Annotated in this window: 16 protein-coding genes, 1 tRNA gene and 1 pseudogene; 3 read left to right on the forward strand and 15 right to left on the reverse strand. The window is 63.4% G+C overall.

The features are described from left to right. Window positions 1-114 precede the first annotated feature (114 nt). Both ACQPXM_RS13090 and ACQPXM_RS13095 read left to right on the forward strand, forming a co-directional pair. On the forward strand, window positions 115-426 hold the full coding sequence (locus tag ACQPXM_RS13090; protein WP_432948209.1) for a hypothetical protein: 312 nt from the start codon (window positions 115-117) through the stop codon (window positions 424-426). A gap of 209 nt (window positions 427-635) precedes the next feature. Further along, a tRNA-Ala gene (locus ACQPXM_RS13095) sits at window positions 636-711 on the forward strand. A 910-nt stretch (window positions 712-1,621) separates the two neighbouring features. Here the strand turns inward: ACQPXM_RS13095 and ACQPXM_RS13100 are convergent. The 3 genes and pseudogenes from ACQPXM_RS13100 to ACQPXM_RS13110 form a co-directional block, all read right to left on the reverse strand. After that, window positions 1,622-2,434 (reverse strand): annotated as a pseudogene (locus ACQPXM_RS13100) (recombinase family protein); the annotation flags it as partial. 2 nt (window positions 2,435-2,436) lie between these two features. Beyond that, window positions 2,437-3,078, reverse strand: a complete 642-nt coding sequence (locus ACQPXM_RS13105) for an ImmA/IrrE family metallo-endopeptidase (RefSeq protein WP_432948211.1) — start codon at window positions 3,076-3,078, stop codon at window positions 2,437-2,439. A 43-nt stretch (window positions 3,079-3,121) separates the two neighbouring features. Beyond that, window positions 3,122-3,505: a helix-turn-helix domain-containing protein gene (locus tag ACQPXM_RS13110; RefSeq protein ID WP_432948213.1), complete on the reverse strand. Its 384-nt coding sequence runs from the start codon at window positions 3,503-3,505 to the stop codon at window positions 3,122-3,124. 189 nt (window positions 3,506-3,694) lie between these two features. Here ACQPXM_RS13110 and ACQPXM_RS13115 point away from each other — a divergent pair, with 189 nt between their 5' ends. Beyond that, entirely contained in the window at window positions 3,695-4,780 is a 1,086-nt protein-coding gene (locus ACQPXM_RS13115; RefSeq protein WP_432948215.1) for a TolB family protein, read from the forward strand. Between the two features lie 72 nt (window positions 4,781-4,852). On the opposite strand, the gene ACQPXM_RS13120 is transcribed toward ACQPXM_RS13115, so the two are convergent. From ACQPXM_RS13120 to ACQPXM_RS13175, 12 genes are all read right to left on the reverse strand, one after another. Then, a complete protein-coding gene (locus ACQPXM_RS13120) occupies window positions 4,853-5,068 on the reverse strand; it encodes a hypothetical protein (RefSeq protein WP_432948217.1) in 216 nt (71 codons plus the stop codon). A gap of 260 nt (window positions 5,069-5,328) precedes the next feature. Then, complete coding sequence (locus ACQPXM_RS13125; protein ID WP_432948219.1) at window positions 5,329-5,874, reverse strand: hypothetical protein; 546 nt, start codon at window positions 5,872-5,874, stop codon at window positions 5,329-5,331. 84 nt (window positions 5,875-5,958) lie between these two features. Beyond that, window positions 5,959-6,777, reverse strand: a complete 819-nt coding sequence (locus tag ACQPXM_RS13130) for an antirestriction protein ArdA (RefSeq protein ID WP_432948221.1) — start codon at window positions 6,775-6,777, stop codon at window positions 5,959-5,961. A 48-nt stretch (window positions 6,778-6,825) separates the two neighbouring features. After that, the gene (locus tag ACQPXM_RS13135; RefSeq protein WP_432948223.1) at window positions 6,826-7,833 is read right to left on the reverse strand and encodes a DNA-methyltransferase; all 1,008 of its coding nucleotides are present in this window, start codon (window positions 7,831-7,833) and stop codon (window positions 6,826-6,828) included. Continuing rightward, window positions 7,830-8,789 carry a replication-relaxation family protein gene (locus ACQPXM_RS13140; protein WP_432948225.1) on the reverse strand — a complete coding sequence of 320 codons (960 nt, stop codon included), beginning with the start codon at window positions 8,787-8,789 and terminating at the stop codon, window positions 7,830-7,832. The genes ACQPXM_RS13135 and ACQPXM_RS13140 overlap by 4 nt, the downstream gene beginning before the upstream one ends. Next, the gene (locus ACQPXM_RS13145; RefSeq protein ID WP_432948227.1) at window positions 8,786-10,927 is read right to left on the reverse strand and encodes a type IV secretory system conjugative DNA transfer family protein; all 2,142 of its coding nucleotides are present in this window, start codon (window positions 10,925-10,927) and stop codon (window positions 8,786-8,788) included. Before ACQPXM_RS13145 ends, ACQPXM_RS13140 begins: the two co-directional genes overlap by 4 nt. Then, a complete protein-coding gene (locus tag ACQPXM_RS13150; protein ID WP_432948229.1) occupies window positions 10,920-11,141 on the reverse strand; it encodes a hypothetical protein in 222 nt (73 codons plus the stop codon). Before ACQPXM_RS13150 ends, ACQPXM_RS13145 begins: the two co-directional genes overlap by 8 nt. Window positions 11,142-11,300: 159 nt before the next feature. After that, window positions 11,301-11,504: a hypothetical protein gene (locus tag ACQPXM_RS13155; protein ID WP_432948231.1), complete on the reverse strand. Its 204-nt coding sequence runs from the start codon at window positions 11,502-11,504 to the stop codon at window positions 11,301-11,303. Beyond that, window positions 11,501-12,202, reverse strand: a complete 702-nt coding sequence (locus ACQPXM_RS13160) for a hypothetical protein (protein WP_432948233.1) — start codon at window positions 12,200-12,202, stop codon at window positions 11,501-11,503. Before ACQPXM_RS13160 ends, ACQPXM_RS13155 begins: the two co-directional genes overlap by 4 nt. Beyond that, window positions 12,199-13,272, reverse strand: coding sequence for a hypothetical protein (locus tag ACQPXM_RS13165; protein WP_432948235.1), 1,074 nt, complete (start codon window positions 13,270-13,272; stop codon window positions 12,199-12,201). Before ACQPXM_RS13165 ends, ACQPXM_RS13160 begins: the two co-directional genes overlap by 4 nt. Then, window positions 13,269-14,057, reverse strand: coding sequence for a hypothetical protein (locus tag ACQPXM_RS13170; protein ID WP_432948237.1), 789 nt, complete (start codon window positions 14,055-14,057; stop codon window positions 13,269-13,271). Before ACQPXM_RS13170 ends, ACQPXM_RS13165 begins: the two co-directional genes overlap by 4 nt. A gap of 472 nt (window positions 14,058-14,529) precedes the next feature. Next, window positions 14,530-14,775: a hypothetical protein gene (locus ACQPXM_RS13175; protein WP_432948239.1), complete on the reverse strand. Its 246-nt coding sequence runs from the start codon at window positions 14,773-14,775 to the stop codon at window positions 14,530-14,532. Window positions 14,776-14,870: the final 95 nt, after the last annotated feature.

Below are 14,870 nucleotides of genomic sequence, written 5' to 3' on the forward strand. Positions count from 1 at the left end.
TGCCGCGCCCCCGCAGCAACCCACTCGGCCCCACGACCTGTCCTCGTGCCGAACGCAGGCGCACTCCAGGGAGCAATGATGTCCGCACTCGTCGGCCACTGGCGGATCGTCGAGATGGATCAGGTCGACCAGGCCTCTTTGGACCTCGTGGAGCCTGCCTTCATCGCCCTGGGCCCGGACGGCTCCGGAGAGTTCGCAGTCATCGCGATCCACGGCTGGATGGATTGCCGGACGACGGAGTATCAAGGCCGCACGGTCGTCGAATTCAGCTGGCTCGGGGACGAGGAGGGCGAACTGGCCAACGGCCGTGGCCGATTCACCCTGCTCGACGACTCATCCCTCGACGGGGTGTTGTTCGTCCAGGGCGGCGACGAGCTGACCTTCCGAGCGACCCGGCTGCCATCATCCCCGGACCCGCAGGACTGACGGACTCCCGCCACTCACCAAGCCCACCCGTTCGCCCACGCCACGCCGGCCATCCGCTGCCGCGATGCACTGATGAGTGGTGCAGATCCACCCCGCCGCAATCACGACCCACCATCACCGCCCGTGTTCCTCATCACCCCCGCCCCCACCGGGAACCGATTTTTCTTCCAGGCCCCTCATCCGCTAAGCTTTCCGAGTCGCAAGAACGCGGGGCTTTGGCGCAGTTGGTAGCGCGCTTCCATGGCATGGAAGAGGTCAGGGGTTCGAATCCCCTAAGCTCCACCATGAGTGCTGTTCTCGAACCAGTGGCCAAATCCAGGCCACTATCGGTGGTCAGAACATCACTCAAGGTGACAGTTTTAGCCCTCGTGCTCGTCAGAGCGCGGGGGCTGTTTGGTTGTAGAGCTCCAGCAGGGTTCTCCTCTTGCTCCTTCGAGCGGCGGTGAGCCGCGTACGCCTCGACAACTTCTGCAAAGACTGGCTTTAGCACTGCGTGGTCAACGATGTCGCGTCGTAGGTACAGCGCCTCAAAGAACGCGTCGTTCATCCGGCGGCGGGTGAGATCAGCAGCGGCCTGGTACATGGCCTGTGGGTCTTCGAGGAAGTGCAGTACGGCGGACAGTAGTTCGACGGCCTGCTTCACGACGTTGCTGCTGCACTGGCGATCCTTTTCGAGCTGGATTCGTTCGACAGCCATCTTCTGGAGCCGTTCGCGGAGTTTGCCTGAGAGGACTGATCCATCGGCCACCGCGTCGATGAGGCGTTCCTCCTGCTGGTCCAGCTCGCGAAGACGCTTCACGGCGTAGTCCCGACGACTGATGACGTCGCGTCGATCGAACGCAAGCGTCTCGTGTGCTTGCTCGCTCACGGTGGCAGCAAAACCCTCAGGCATCTTGACTGTCGCGTAGTAAGCGGCAACCGCAGCCTCGACCCGGTAGGCCGGCAAGTGGGGGAGGTCGCAGAGGCCGAGCTGACGTCCTCGACATATGAAGTATCCGTACATCCCGCCGTTGCCCGCGGCTTCGGTGTACATCAGGCGGGACTCTCGCCCTTCGTCGTGACACTGCTGGCAGCGAAGTATGCCGCGCAGGTAGTGAGCAAGACTGCGGTCACGTGATCCGGGCTTGGCGCGCATGTCGAGGATGCCTTGCACCTGAGCGAAGATCTCGGCGTCCACAATCGCTTCATGCCGTCCAGGGATCTGTTTACCCTCAAACGTGACGAGACCGAGGTAGTAGGGGTTGGCCAGAATCTCCCGCCACTGCTTCTCCGAAACTGGTCTCGCTGGCCAACGCTTCGTCGGTCGTGTCGCGAGGCCTCGTTCTTCCATCTCTGCTTCTAGGCGACGTACCGAGTACTCGCCAGTGGCGAACAGAATGAATGCGGTTTCGATGAGATGTGCACGCTCTGGATCGACCCCGACGGTACGAATGGTTCTGCCTTCGTACTCCTCAGTGATGTTGAGGTAGCCCAGTGGCGCTCGTCCGATGGTGCCACCGTGCTTGCGCTTCTGGCTCATCTTGTAGCTGATGTCGGCGCCACTCTGCTCGGACTGGTACTGATCCACCGCGTGCATGATCGTTTCGATCATGGCGCTTTCGGGACTTTCGCCAAGATCGAGGGTGGTTGAGACGACGCGTGTGCCGTACTTGCGAAGCGTCCGCTTGGTCAGTCCGGCATCGACTGCGTTGCGGAAGGCGCGAGAGAAGGTGTAGACGATCACATAGTCGATGTCACCCTGCTCCTTGATCCACGCCAGCATTTCTTGGAAGACGGGACGCTTATCGACTGAGGTCCCGCTACGGCCCGGCTCGATGAACTCGCGGACAAGGTCAGCGTCGAGTGCGGCCCCCTTGCGTAGGCCGGCCTCTCGTTGAGCAGGGATCGAGATGCCCTCGGGGTCGTAGTCGGTGTTCACCTGCGAAGGCGTTGACACTCGTAGGTAGAGCACGAAGCGTTTACGCCGTTCGAGCGGAGCACTACTGACTGCTTCTTGAGCGTGTGACATGTCTACACCCCTTCTGTGGTGAGTGGGCGAACGGTCATGGCGTGGCGCGCATGGGTCATCGCGTAGGACGGCAGTCTGAATCCGGTGTCTCGAACTGCGTTGATCCGGGTCTGGCTGAGACGAACTTCCATGGCTCGTGTTGAGACTTCAAACTCTCGGGCGAGCCGTGCTGACGTCTGGAGGCCGCGAGCCCACGCTGCTTTGAGAAGTCGTTTCGGCATGAGGTAGCACGCTGCGAAGTAGTCGGCGGCTCGTTCGGCCTGTTCGGTCGCTGTGTATCGGGAGTTGCCCGTGTACAGCTGCTCGATTCGGCCGTGGTCGATGATGTGCTTGAACTCGTGCATCAGGGTGAAGCGCTGGCGTACGGCGGGCTCGGCTTGGTTGAGCACGATGATCCAGTGAGTGCCGCTCCAGTGGGTGGTGCCGCTGACGCTCGCTGGCAGTTCGTCAGTCACGATGCGGATTCGGGGGAGTTTGCCGATGATGGTGCCACTTGGGATTGGTCCGGTCGTGATGCCGTTGAGGGCAAGGAGTCGGTTGGCCTGTCGCTCAGCGATGCGCTTGGCTTGAGCAAAAGTGATATTGTGGGGCGGTATGGCCGAGCGGAGGTCGGCAAGGATGCTCGTGGTTGGTTTGTCGTTCATGATGGTTCCTCCTCTCGGATTAATTAAGTTCAGTGTGGAAAAGTTAGAATTCGTCTTGTCCCGGCTCTGGGCCATTGCATTCATATCCATAGCGTCGAACTACTTTGGTGAAGTGGTTTTCTAGCTTTTCTTGGACTTGTGTAGGGAGGGCGCCGTACTTGGCCCGGAGGTAGGGAGTGAAGCTGGGTAGCTGCTCCTTCGGCATCCAGTTGAGGCAGGCAAACAAGTCTGAGGCTGAGATTTCGAGGGTTCGTGCCACTGACACCAAGGTTTCTGGTGATGGGTGCTGGAACTGGGCAGCTTCGAGTCGCGTGATGGTACTTGTTTGCACGCCTGCACGTCGAGCCAATGCGCTTGCGGATAAGCCCCGCGATGTGCGAGTCTCCTTGATTATTTCAGCCAGCTGTTGAAGTGCTTCAATGCCCATTTTCTTACTCCTATTGTGATAGATTCCTTTCTCTTCAATTATCCGCCCGTCGTTGCGTCCACGCAACGAAATTGGCAGATTCTACAACATATATTGGCGATATCAGGAAAGCCTTTCCTCGTGGCGATTTTGGGCGCAGTCTGGGTAGTCGGCGTCTCCGCCTAACACTCTCTGTGGGATGCTTGCTGAGTGAGCATCACCGTTGGTCTCGTCCTCGTTGGTCTCGCGCTGCTTGTTGGCGTGCTCTCGAACTGGATCGATAAGCCTGACTGGCTGCCCACGTGGGGGGTCCTCGTCCTACTGGTGTCGGCCGCGGTGGGGGCCTTTGTCATAACCAACCGGGCTGAGCTATTCAGAAATGATGGAGGTAGTGCCGATGCCGGCGATCCATCGCCGTCTGAGTCAGGCATTCCCTCTGCCGTTCGATCCAAGATGCTACTGACGTATGACGACAGCAGCGACAGGATCGTTATGTTCGCGTCCCACGTGGACGGCACTAATAGGCAGAAGGTGTGGTCAGACCCGAGTGACGTCAATCATGTGAAGTTCATACCGGAATCTACGGATTTAGTGGTCGCGAACACCGACGAGGGTTCCCATCAGAACTACTTGGAGGTTGTATCGCTTACCGGTGAGTTCATTCGACGACTCACCTATCCGCCACGCGGGTTTACGGACACGCATTATACGGTCGTAGGTCAATCAGGGTATGTGTACTTTACGAGGCAACGCGTAGTGCCTGCCGGTGAAGATACGTCGGTGATTAAGCCTTATAAGGTCATGCGAGTGCCACTGAATCGCAGGTCCCCTGAAGAAGATGTGTCCATCCCGCTCGTCCTGCGAACAATATCCGCTTCCGACGATGGGAAATGGATTGTTGGGGAGTGTTACCCCACTGACGGACCGACCAAGATGTGTATTTACAACACTGCTACTAAGTCGATGAACCAGGTCCCCAAGTTTGGCGGCTACGGGCTGGAAGTAACGATCTCACGTTCTGGCCGATACATTGCGTTCTCTTCTACAGCGGACAATCCCTACGGCGAGTCGCAAGTCTACGTCTTCGACCGCCAGAAGTCGGAAACAACTCAGATATCGAAGCTTCCTGGTCGCAATGGGCATCCATTATGGTCGCCCGACACGGAAATGCCCTGCCTGACTTTTGACCACTATGAAACCTCTGAGCAGTCGGTGTACGTTGCTTGCCTCAAGCCTAAGGTGCAGGTGTTCAAAGCGCTCACAAATGCGCACGGGGTGGCATGGTTCCTGAATTAATGCCGGGATTTACGTACCCGGCTGGTGCCGACCCTGGTTGGGCCGGCACCTCACGCGCTTGGAATGAATCCTCTATCGCTTGATCAGCTCCAGAAGCGCCGCATACGACGCGACTGCACCCATGGCGACGAGACCATAGATGCTTACGAACAGCAGAATTGTTGAGGTCGAGTAATCGCCGGCAACGAGCCCGACAGTCGCACACAGAGCAGAGCCGAGCAGAATCACCCAGCCGCCACGCAATTGCCTGCGTGTAAGCCGGGGAGAATTTTCCTTCACGACGCTCACCTCCATTGTCTGGATCACAATCCGGTCTGACCGGAGTGAGCTCATCCGATGAAGATGAGCGGCCTATCAAAAACTTTCAGCCGCTTTCGTGTATTTATAACACATTTTGCTGACGCGATAAAGCATTCTCCTTTAGTGACGATATTCGATTGGAATGCCGGGCGGGGAGGCGGGGCGCGTTAGCGCTCTCGCTTCCCCACCCGTGGGTGGTGTCCCGCTCAACCCGCTAGGGGAGTGGGACGGTGGTCACCGAAGAGCACTCAGCTTTTCGGAGTGGACGCCCGTCGCCGGGTCGTCTTCTTGGCTTCCGATTCGGCCGGCGGCTCGGGCGCCCCGTCGTCAGACGAAGCATCCTCGTCTGCGGCGATGTCGCCCTGGCCGGCGTCGGCATCCGCGGTGGACACGTCTGCCGCGAGCTCGGCCGCCTGTTCGCCCAGGCTGATCGCTGCTTCGAGCTGCTCCAGGCTGGCACCCTCTCCGGGAGTGGGGACAGCGTTCGGTGTACCGGCGTCGAGCAGCGAAGAGATCGCGAGCACCTGCGCCTCGGCCTCTCGCTTGATCCGTTCGGACCTCGCGGCAACCTTGGCTTGGAACTTCGGATCGGTTCGCCTGGACTCGATCAGCAGCTTGGCGCCCCGGACCAACGCCACCTGAAGTGGGATGTCGTCGATCTCGGTGACGGCGCTCAGCTGAGCGTGGATCGGGTGTTGGAGTTTCACCCCGATCGTCTTGTAGCTCTGCGGCCTGGTCGGGTTCTCTTCCTCGCTCATGAGCGAGACCTCCTCGGTGTTGGTGCAGCCGGCCATCCCCGGGCGGGATGACGTTGGCGGCTGCACGGCACCGACGAGTGGTCGGTTTCCGTTTGAGTTGTCAAAGTGCAGGTGGTCGGGTCAGACTCGGCCGTTGAAGGCCCAGACGCCGCCGGGGTGGTCGACGAAGCGGACTTCGCCGCTGGTCTCCATCTCGTGGGCCATGCGTTCGTAATCGACGCGGACGACGTCGCGCACCCAGTCCGGCAGGGCCTCCAGTTCCTTCTCGCCCTCCATCTCCTCGAAGACGTGTTCCGCGTAGGCTTTCCGGCTGTCGTAGGCGCCGAAGTAGGCGGCCTCGAAGCGGTTGAGCGTGTAGATGTCCGTTACGTCGTTGATCTCCGCCCAGGCGGCGAAGGGCAAGCCGTGTTCGGCGATGCCCTTGCCCAGGGCACAGACCACGTCGAGCGACTCGTACTCGTGCAACGCGAGCGAGCCGAAGCCGTCTTGGTCGTGGATGGCCCACTCCTCGGCTGGCTCGCCGGTCCAGTGGGCGTGCAGCGAGCGGGACAAGATGGAGTGCACGTCGCGCTGGATATCCTCGAGGTCTTGGCTGGCGTCGATCCAGTCGCCGATGTCGTGGCCTTCGGTGTGGTCGACCAGCGACCGGACGTAGATCCGCGGTCGGATGCGCTTGTCGGCTTCGCCTTCTTCGGGATTCCCGGCCGCGAGAGCGTCCCGGCGAGCCGCCAGCATTTCTTCGTGCTCGATGAGCCCTTGGGCGTCCTCTTCGTTGAGGCCGTAGCTGACGTAGCGTTCCAGCTTCTCTCGGTTGGCTCGCCGCTCCTCGGCTGCCGCGGTGCGGGCGGCCTCGATCTCGGCTTGCTTGTCGGGGTCGTCGGTGCCGTAGCTGTTGACGCCTTCGCGGTTTGGTTGTGGTGGGGGTAGGTGTTCACTCATACTCACCTCCTTTCGTCTTAGTAGTTGGTGTTTAGGAGGCCGGAGCCGTCATGCGGCCTTGCTCTCCGGCGTGTGTCGGGCCGCGGTGATCCGGTCAGTCGCGAGCTGGGCAAAGTCGGGGTTGAGTTCGACGCCGAGCCAGTCCCGGCCGTGCTTCTCCGCGGCAACTGCGGTGGTGCCAGCACCCATGAAGGGATCGAGCACGATCGCTGCTTCGCTCGGCGCTTCGCATGTACATGTGGCCAGCAACGTCCCACGGATCGCAGTAGCGCCCAGCCGTCGGGTCACCCGCCGGTGCGGCATCAGACAGTTCGAGCAGCGAGCTTCCGGACTGCCGGCCAGGATGGCCCGTTCAGCTAGTCGCTCTGGGAAGGTGGCGAAGTGCGCTCCTCGGTAGGTCGAGGTCGGCAGCCGCCAGACATCGCCCGGGTTCTTGCCGAGTGGGTGCCCGACGATGCCGCGCTGTTTGAGGGAGACCAAGCCGCGGATGTTGTCCGTCGAGCGAGCGCGCCACTGCCCAGGGATGGTGTCCTTTGCCGAGGCCTGCGGCGTGGTGGCCTTGCTGGTGTGCGGGACGCGGATGGCGTCGAGGTCGAAGAAGTAGCTCCGCTGCTTGGTGAGCAGGTAAACGACTTCGTACGTGGTGGTTAGGCGGTCGGGGACGCTCGACGGCATGGGGTTGGTCTTGCTCCAGATGATCTGGTTTCTGACCAGCCATCCGTCTGCCGCGAGCGCTGCTGATAACCGCGCCGGCCCCAGGAGCAAACTCTTCCTGGGTGAGCCTTCCTTATCGTGGATCGAGTAGCGATCGGCCACGTTCAGCCAGAAGGTCCCGGTTGGGGTCAGGACTCGCCGGACTTCGGCGGCCACCGCGGTCAAGTTGCTGACCCACTCGTGGATGTTTGATTCCTGGCCGAGCTGCCCGCCGACCTGGTAGTTGCGCAGGTTGTAGTACGGCGGAGAAGTCAGCACCATGTCGACCGACTCACTTGGCAGACGGCGGACCTGGTCGAGGGCGTCACCGACGAGGATGGTGTTTCGGGGTGCTTGGCTCATGCCGCACCTCCGATCACTGCCGGTATCAGCTGGTCGGTGGTCACGACGCGGAACAAGTCCGGGTCGAGCTTGGCCTCGGTGATCGCGGCCGAGAGCTTGTCGGCGCGCTGCTGGCTCGGGACAACCCAGAGCACGCGGGGGAACAGCCCGTGGGCGTCTTGCTCGCTGCCGCTTCGCCGGTAGTCCTCGTACAGGTGGCACTTGCGGACGACGGTCGGCGGGTGCTCGGTGCCGAGGTCGACCTCGATGAACCAGTGGTCTTCGTAGTCGCCTTGAGCGGTGACGACGGCCAGGTCTGGGCGCAGCAGTCGGGGTTCGCCGCCGATGCCGAGGAAGCGTCGCCAGCTTCCCGGTTCAACCTGGACAGTGACGAGTTCGAGGCTGTCACTGCTTGCGGCTCGATTGAGCGCAACGTGGGTGTCGGCGATGGCCAGGGTGTGAGCGAGCAGCCGTTGGGACGGTTCCCGGTAGCGGCGCGAGATGCCTCCGCCATCTTCGGTCTGGAGCAGTCGATGCGCGGCAGCGGTGACGCGCCAGACGTACCCAGCCGATCCAGCTCGGACGCCGCCAACGCGTCGGTCAAGAGCAGCGATCAGCTTGTCGCGGCTAAGTCGCCGGAGGACGCGGTTGCTGCTGCGGGTGGCACTGAGCTCGGAGGCGTGGTCGCTGAAGTGGAGGACGCGGACGTGTCTGGTGGTCAGGAACCGGTGGGCCGAGATCGAGCGCAAAATCGCGAGATCTCGGGGACTGAGGTTCAGCCGGAGACTGGCGAGGTCGAGGCGGCCGGTTCGCTGCTTGCTGGGGTGGGTGGCGGGTAGTGGAGCATCGGAGATGGGAGAACTATTCCGGACACTTAATCGGGAGTCCTCGGCGTCTGACCTGCGGGTATGCGGATCGTTGCTCGACGCGACAGGATGAGCGATGCGAAGCTTTGGGGTGTCGGGGAGGTCATTCATGACGTCCTCCGTTTCCGGCCGCTGCCGCCTGTCGTGTCGGTGCTCCCGGCTTCCACCTCGACCAGTTCGGCAAGCTCGCGTTCGACCTGGTCGAGGGATTGCCCGTACTTGGTCTGACTGAGGCGACGCAGTGCGTCGGGATCGCTGAATGGTGGTGGAAGCGCCGAGGTCCGGCCGGACGCGTAGGGCGTCACCTGGCCGTTGCTGGTGGCGAGGCTGGCGTAGACGCTGAAAGCGGGAAGCGCGGTGAAGTCGTCGGCCGTGATCTCTGGGTGGCCCTTGGCGAGGAGCGTCGCGTCGTCATGGGCAAGCTGGAACGCGATGCGGGAGCGGATGTTGCCGACGAAGCCGGCGCGCATCGTCGTGGACAGCTGAGAGGCGTACTGGTGTGCGAGCGTGAACCCGGCACCGAGTCCGCGAGCTTGAGCTAGAGCGTCGGCGAGGTCGGTCGGCAACTGCAGGTAGTCCTGTACCTCGTCGATGTAGACCATGACGGGTCGCCGTGCTCCGGCTGGGAGCGCGAGCCGGCCCTGGATGGCCTGCCAGAGCTCCGCGACGGCAAGGGACCCGACGAGGCGCGACGCCTCGGCGCCAACGATCTGCTTGCGGAGCGGGATGAGTAGGATCTTGCCCCCTGCCAGGACCTGGCTCATGGTGATCCGCGGCGCGCGTTGCCCGACCATGGCCCGAAGTCCAGGATTCAAGAGGAACGGTCGCAGCTTGTTCATGATCGGGGCGATGACGCTGGCCCGCTCGCCATCCGACAGCGCGTCGTACCAGGCCCAGAACGGCCCAAGGGCGACCGGATCGGCAGCGGCAACTCGACGGACAACAGAGCGGCGAAAGCCGGTGTTGGTCAGCAGGAGCGGCACCATGGCGATCGAGGCGTCACCGCGCCGTGCCAGCGTCAGGAGCGACGAGTGCACGACGTCTTGGGTGCGTGGTCCCCATGAGTCGGCGTAGAGCGAGCGGAAGACACTGAGCAGCCCCTCGACGCGAGTCTCTTCCCGGCCGCTACCGCTGAGCGGATTGAGTCCGACAGGTGAGTCGTCGGTCGGATCGAGGATTACCACGTCGTTGCGTCGATGCGCTGGTATCCGCTCGAGGATGTCGGTGACCAAGTCGCCTTTCGGTTCGATCACGATGGCGCCGCGCCCGGCGGCAATGTCCTGCATGGCCAGGTTGGCGAGCAAGGTGGACTTGCCGGTCCCGTTCGGGCCGAGGACCCAGGTGTGGCGGAGTGATCCGCTCATGTCGAGACCGATGGCCTCGTTGTGACCGGGAGCGGTCGCGTTGGCCACGACTCGATCCGGGGTCGCGGTCAGCTGGTCGGATGGCGGGAGGAGACGGGGGTGCAGTCCGGGAACGCCGGGGAAGTCGGAGTCACCGATGGGCCAGCCGATGAGGCCGAGCACTTCAGCGCTGTTAAGGGCGAGTGGCCACCACCATGGACTGAGCGCGCCGTTGATCTTGCGGGACGCTTCACGGACGAGGCGTATGCGGACGCCCGGCATTTCCGTGGTGCGCAGTGCGCTCAAGATGCCCGCGATGAGGGTCTGTCGGCGCTGTGGACTTGGGGTAGTGACCCCGAGTCGGATGGTGCAGTCGAAGCCGGACAGCTTCTGCTTGGCGCGCAGGGCGCTGCGGGCTTCGCTGTCGTTCCGTTCCGCCGGCCGTGGACCGAGCACCGAGGACGGTGCCGGTCGGGCCGGAACTGCTCGGGCCGCTTTGCGTGGGCCGAGGACGAGTTGAAGCACCACCTCTTCGGTACCGGCTACTCGGCCAAGTGCGGCGAGGATGGCGCGCGTCGACGGTTCGGGATCGTCGGTGCGCAGTGCTCGGCTATGGCTGGTCAGCCGAACCGACGCCGCATGCGACACGGACGGCCGGTGGATGTCGTCGGTCGTGAAGCGCGTGCCGGAGATCAAGGCCTGAATACTGGCCTTGATGTTGCTCTCGGCCCGACGGGGGATGCCGAGAAGGAGTTGCAACGTCCGTCCGGATCGCGCCTCCAGCACGAGCCGCGGGTTGCGCGGGTCACCGCTCCAGAGCTGGAGAAGTTCCAGTACACGGAGGGGCGCAACTGGCCGTTGAAAGTGCAGTTGCAGCCAGACCAGTTCATCGAGGTGTCTATTCACTAGCGTTCCTCGTGTCGTCGTGGGCGGCGACTTCGCTCGCTGTTTGAGCTTCTTGCTCGGCTTGTGCTTCGCGTTCGACCTGCGCCATCGCCAAGTCGATGATGGCGCGAGCCAGCTTGTTGACATCTGGGGTTTCGCGTCGCACGGCACGGACTGACAGCCTGTACTCGCGTGTATCTCTCGGGTTCTTACCCCTTCTTCTTTTCTTGCTCATATATACCCTCCTTTCCGTTGCGTGCGTGCAACGTTCTGTATTAGTTATATGGTGCACGCACGCAACGGCCAATAGTTTTTCAAGATTCCACAACACCGATAAGAACAGGGCGTTCCCTGATGCTTGCCCTATTGTTATGTGCAAAATTTCGTTGTTTATTCACCAACGATTCCGTCGCCACCGGATGACCGCCACCACGACCCACAGCAGGACCGCGACGCCTGCCGCGCCGATGAGCCACGGCATGATCGGCTGGAGGTAGGCGACCGCGAGGTTGAGCAGCACGACGGAGCCGAAGACGAACAAGCTGGCGCGCCAGATCCAACGGAACGGGTCGCGGCTGGGGCCGGGATCGTCGGTCATTGGTCGGCCACCCAACTGCCCGGTCGGCGTGCCGTCAGACCGCCGAAAACGGCCCGTGCGACGGTTCCGGGTGGGTCGTCGTAGGTCACCGGGGTGACGCGGATTCGGTCGCCGAGAATGCCGTCCATCCGCGTGCCGCCGAGGGTTACTGCATGGACACTGCCCGGAAAGTTGGCTAGGTCATCGAGCACCTGGGCGGCGTTGTCGTCGAACAACTCGAAGTCGCTGAGGACAATGAGGGTGGCTGCGTGGGTCGGGTATTGGTCTGTCAGTTCGGTGGCGGCCTCTAGGGAGGGCGCGAGGCAACTGGTGCCGGCGCTGTCGCGGGGGAACCGTAGGCCGGAGCGCAGTTGTTGTAGCCCTGCCCGGGTCAGGGGTGTGGGTGGTACGTCGCGGCTGGTCGGGGTGTCGAAGTGCAGTACCGCGCCGAGCTCGTGCCTGGCGCCACCTCGGCCAATGGCGCGGAAAGCGCGCCAGGCTTCCTCGTACCGGTTGGAGACCGGGTCGGCTCCGGCCGGGCCGATGACCGAGCCGGAGTCGTCGGTGATGACGATCGTGATCGTCGGGTCTGGCGATGGACGGCCGGGGTGGCCGACCTGGTAGGAGAGCTTCGCCCGGTTGGTCGTGATGGTGCCCGAGGTCCAGCGCAGCTCTGCCGCGAGCAGATGAACAGGGCGGATCTGGACGGTGCGGATCATGCGGCATCACCGCGGAACCGTCGCCCGATGACCTCCACTGGCTCAGCAGCCGTGCCGTGTCCGGCGACGCCCGGATTGCGGCGCAGGATGCGCTGCGACAGGGCGTGGAGCTGCCACCAGGCCGCCCGTCCGCGGTGCGCGTGCTCGGCCTTGATCGAGGCGGCCCCGGCCAGCGCCTCGGCCCGCTTCTGGATGGCCGGATCGGCGGCGAGCTTGCGGTGCGCCTTGATCGCCTTGGCGTACGTGCGCTCGGTGCGCGCCAGGTATTCGGCGATCTCGTCGGCGTAGCTGTAGTTCGCCAGGAACGAGCCGAGCGCCGTGGCGGCGGCCAACATGCCGAACGCAATGCCGGAAGTTATGCCCTCGACGGACGTCCGCAGGCAGAAGATGCCGACGCTGATAATCAGCACGATGGCCGCGCTGAGGGCTCCGACCAGCTTGATGATGGAAACGCCAGCCTCGGTGCCGGTGAAGAACTGTCGGTAGCGCTGCTCGTCGTCGGTCAGGTCCTCGAGGTCACGTTGTCGGATGCGAGCGAGCCGCAGGTCTTTGAGGTCTCCTCCGGCTTGGCCCGCGGTGACAGCAGCGACGCCCGTGGCGACGGCCTGGCCGAGTGCGACGAGCGGGATTTCGCCCAAGGTAACGGCCGCACCGAGGATGCCCGCGGTGTCACCGAGGCAAAGCAGGATGAGGCAGAGCCAGTAGCGGACCTTGGCCGGCGTGTCCCGCCGGGCGAGATGACCCAGAGTCCGCAGCGCGTGGGCGAGCTGGTCCCGGGCCGTCTCGACGCTCGACGCCGCGCCGGTGATGAGGCCGATTGCGGCGGTGGCGGCGGAGTCCAGGCTAGCCGCGGTGATCGTCGCCTCGCGAGCGGCGACCTCGCCATCGGCCGCGTAGGTCTCGGTCTGGGTCTGCGCCTTGGCGTGGTACTCGCGCTCGGAGTGGAACTCCTTCACATTGTCCGGACGCGGGACGGCTCCGGCGCCGTCGATGTGCGGCAGGATCACCGCATCGGCCTCGGCGGTCGCCTCGTCCAGCGGGTTGATAGGGGTGCGGCGCAAGGCGCTCACCGCCCCGCCACGTAATCGGTGACGACGGTGCACTGTGCGGCCTGGGCACGGTGGCAGACGCCGTCCCAGAAGCCGATCAGGGCGTTAGTCATCCCGGAGGACGGCGCGGACCCGGCGGCGACCTTGCCGACCCCGGCCACCGTCACGCTGGCGTCCGGCAGGCGGGGGACGTTGACGGTCATGCCGACTGCGCGGGCCTTGGTGATCTCGATCGGCGCGGTGACGCGGCGCCCAACCGTCTGGAAACCGTCCGTCAGGATGACCAGCCGCAGCCGGTACGTCGAGCCGAGCTGGTTCTGGTACTCGGCGGCCAACCGGAACTGCGCGGTGATGTCGCTCTGGGCTGGCGACACCTTCTTGATGGCTGGCGGGTAGGCGGCGGTGACCTTCTCGCTGATGTCGTCGACCAGCTTGGTGACGCGGCGCAGCCGGGCGTTGTCGGTCGCGCCGGGGAGCGTGAGCTCGTCGTCGTACAGGGCGACGGTCGCCGCGCTGGTCGCGGAGAAGACGCTGACGAGCAGGTGGCCGCCGCAGATCGCGGTAGTGCGGGCCTGCTCCTTGATGATGTCGAGTCGAGCGCCGTCCAGCTCGGGCGTGCGGCCGCTGCCGCTGACGTCCAGGTCGAGCTTAGTGGCGAACTTGATGTCCTTCGGGCAGCTCTTGAGGGTTGCCTTGTCCAAGCTGAGCTGGTCGACGCCGGGCTGTGGGCCGCAGGCGACGAGCAGCAGGAGTACCACCAGGACGGCGACGATGTACGCCCAGAGGCGTAGCGTTGACAGCTTCACGGTGTTGAGTCCTTCTCTGCATGGGTGTGGGTGACGCGCCGTGGAGCGCCTGGCCCGAGTGCCAGCTCGGGCCAGGCTTGGCGGCCGGGTGATGCATGGAAGGCACCGAAACAAGAGGGCTGGTCGCCGGGCCACAAAGTCGCTGCGCGGTCGCATATCCGCAGGTCAGCGACCGATTCGCGACTGCTGGCCGTCAGGCACGCGACAGGGCTGCGACAGCCCGGCGACACCGCTCAGAACGTGAACAAGCCCCGTTCAGGCGAACGGGGCTGGGTGGGGTCGGCCGGGTGGAGCCTGTGCAAGGACAGGCGAACGGGTGGTACAGGTGCGCGCACGCCCTACGAGGTCGGTTTGTCGACGTGCGGGTACAGCCGGCGGAACCGAACGGCCTCGAAGCGGTGTGGATCGAGGATGTCGTCGATCCGCGGATCGCCGTAGTCACCGGCGAGGCTGGTGATCTGGTCGCTCAGTACTAGCCGAGTGCGTTGGGATTTCTGGTCCAGAGCTCGATGATCGCGATGACGCCGATAAGGTAATTGCGGTAGTCACCGTGGCAAACAGAGATGACTGACTCATCCCAGTCCAGCCACAACGAGATAACTTCGGACAACGTGGTTGGCTCGAAGTTTTCTCGCTGCATCCTCTCGGTGAAGCCCCGAGAGCCGACGAAGCTCAGGAAGAGCTCCGATACTTCGGTGCGTATCGACTCAATCGACATGGTGGCCTCCAGGTGGTGAAGGCCGGCCCCCTTTAGTTATGACACTCCTTAAAGATTCATGCAAGCGACCGTTTGCGAGGTGTGGCCGCTGCGGC

The organism is Kribbella sp. CA-253562 (genome assembly GCF_050942265.1).
In the GTDB taxonomy this organism is placed as follows: domain Bacteria; phylum Actinomycetota; class Actinomycetes; order Propionibacteriales; family Kribbellaceae; genus Kribbella.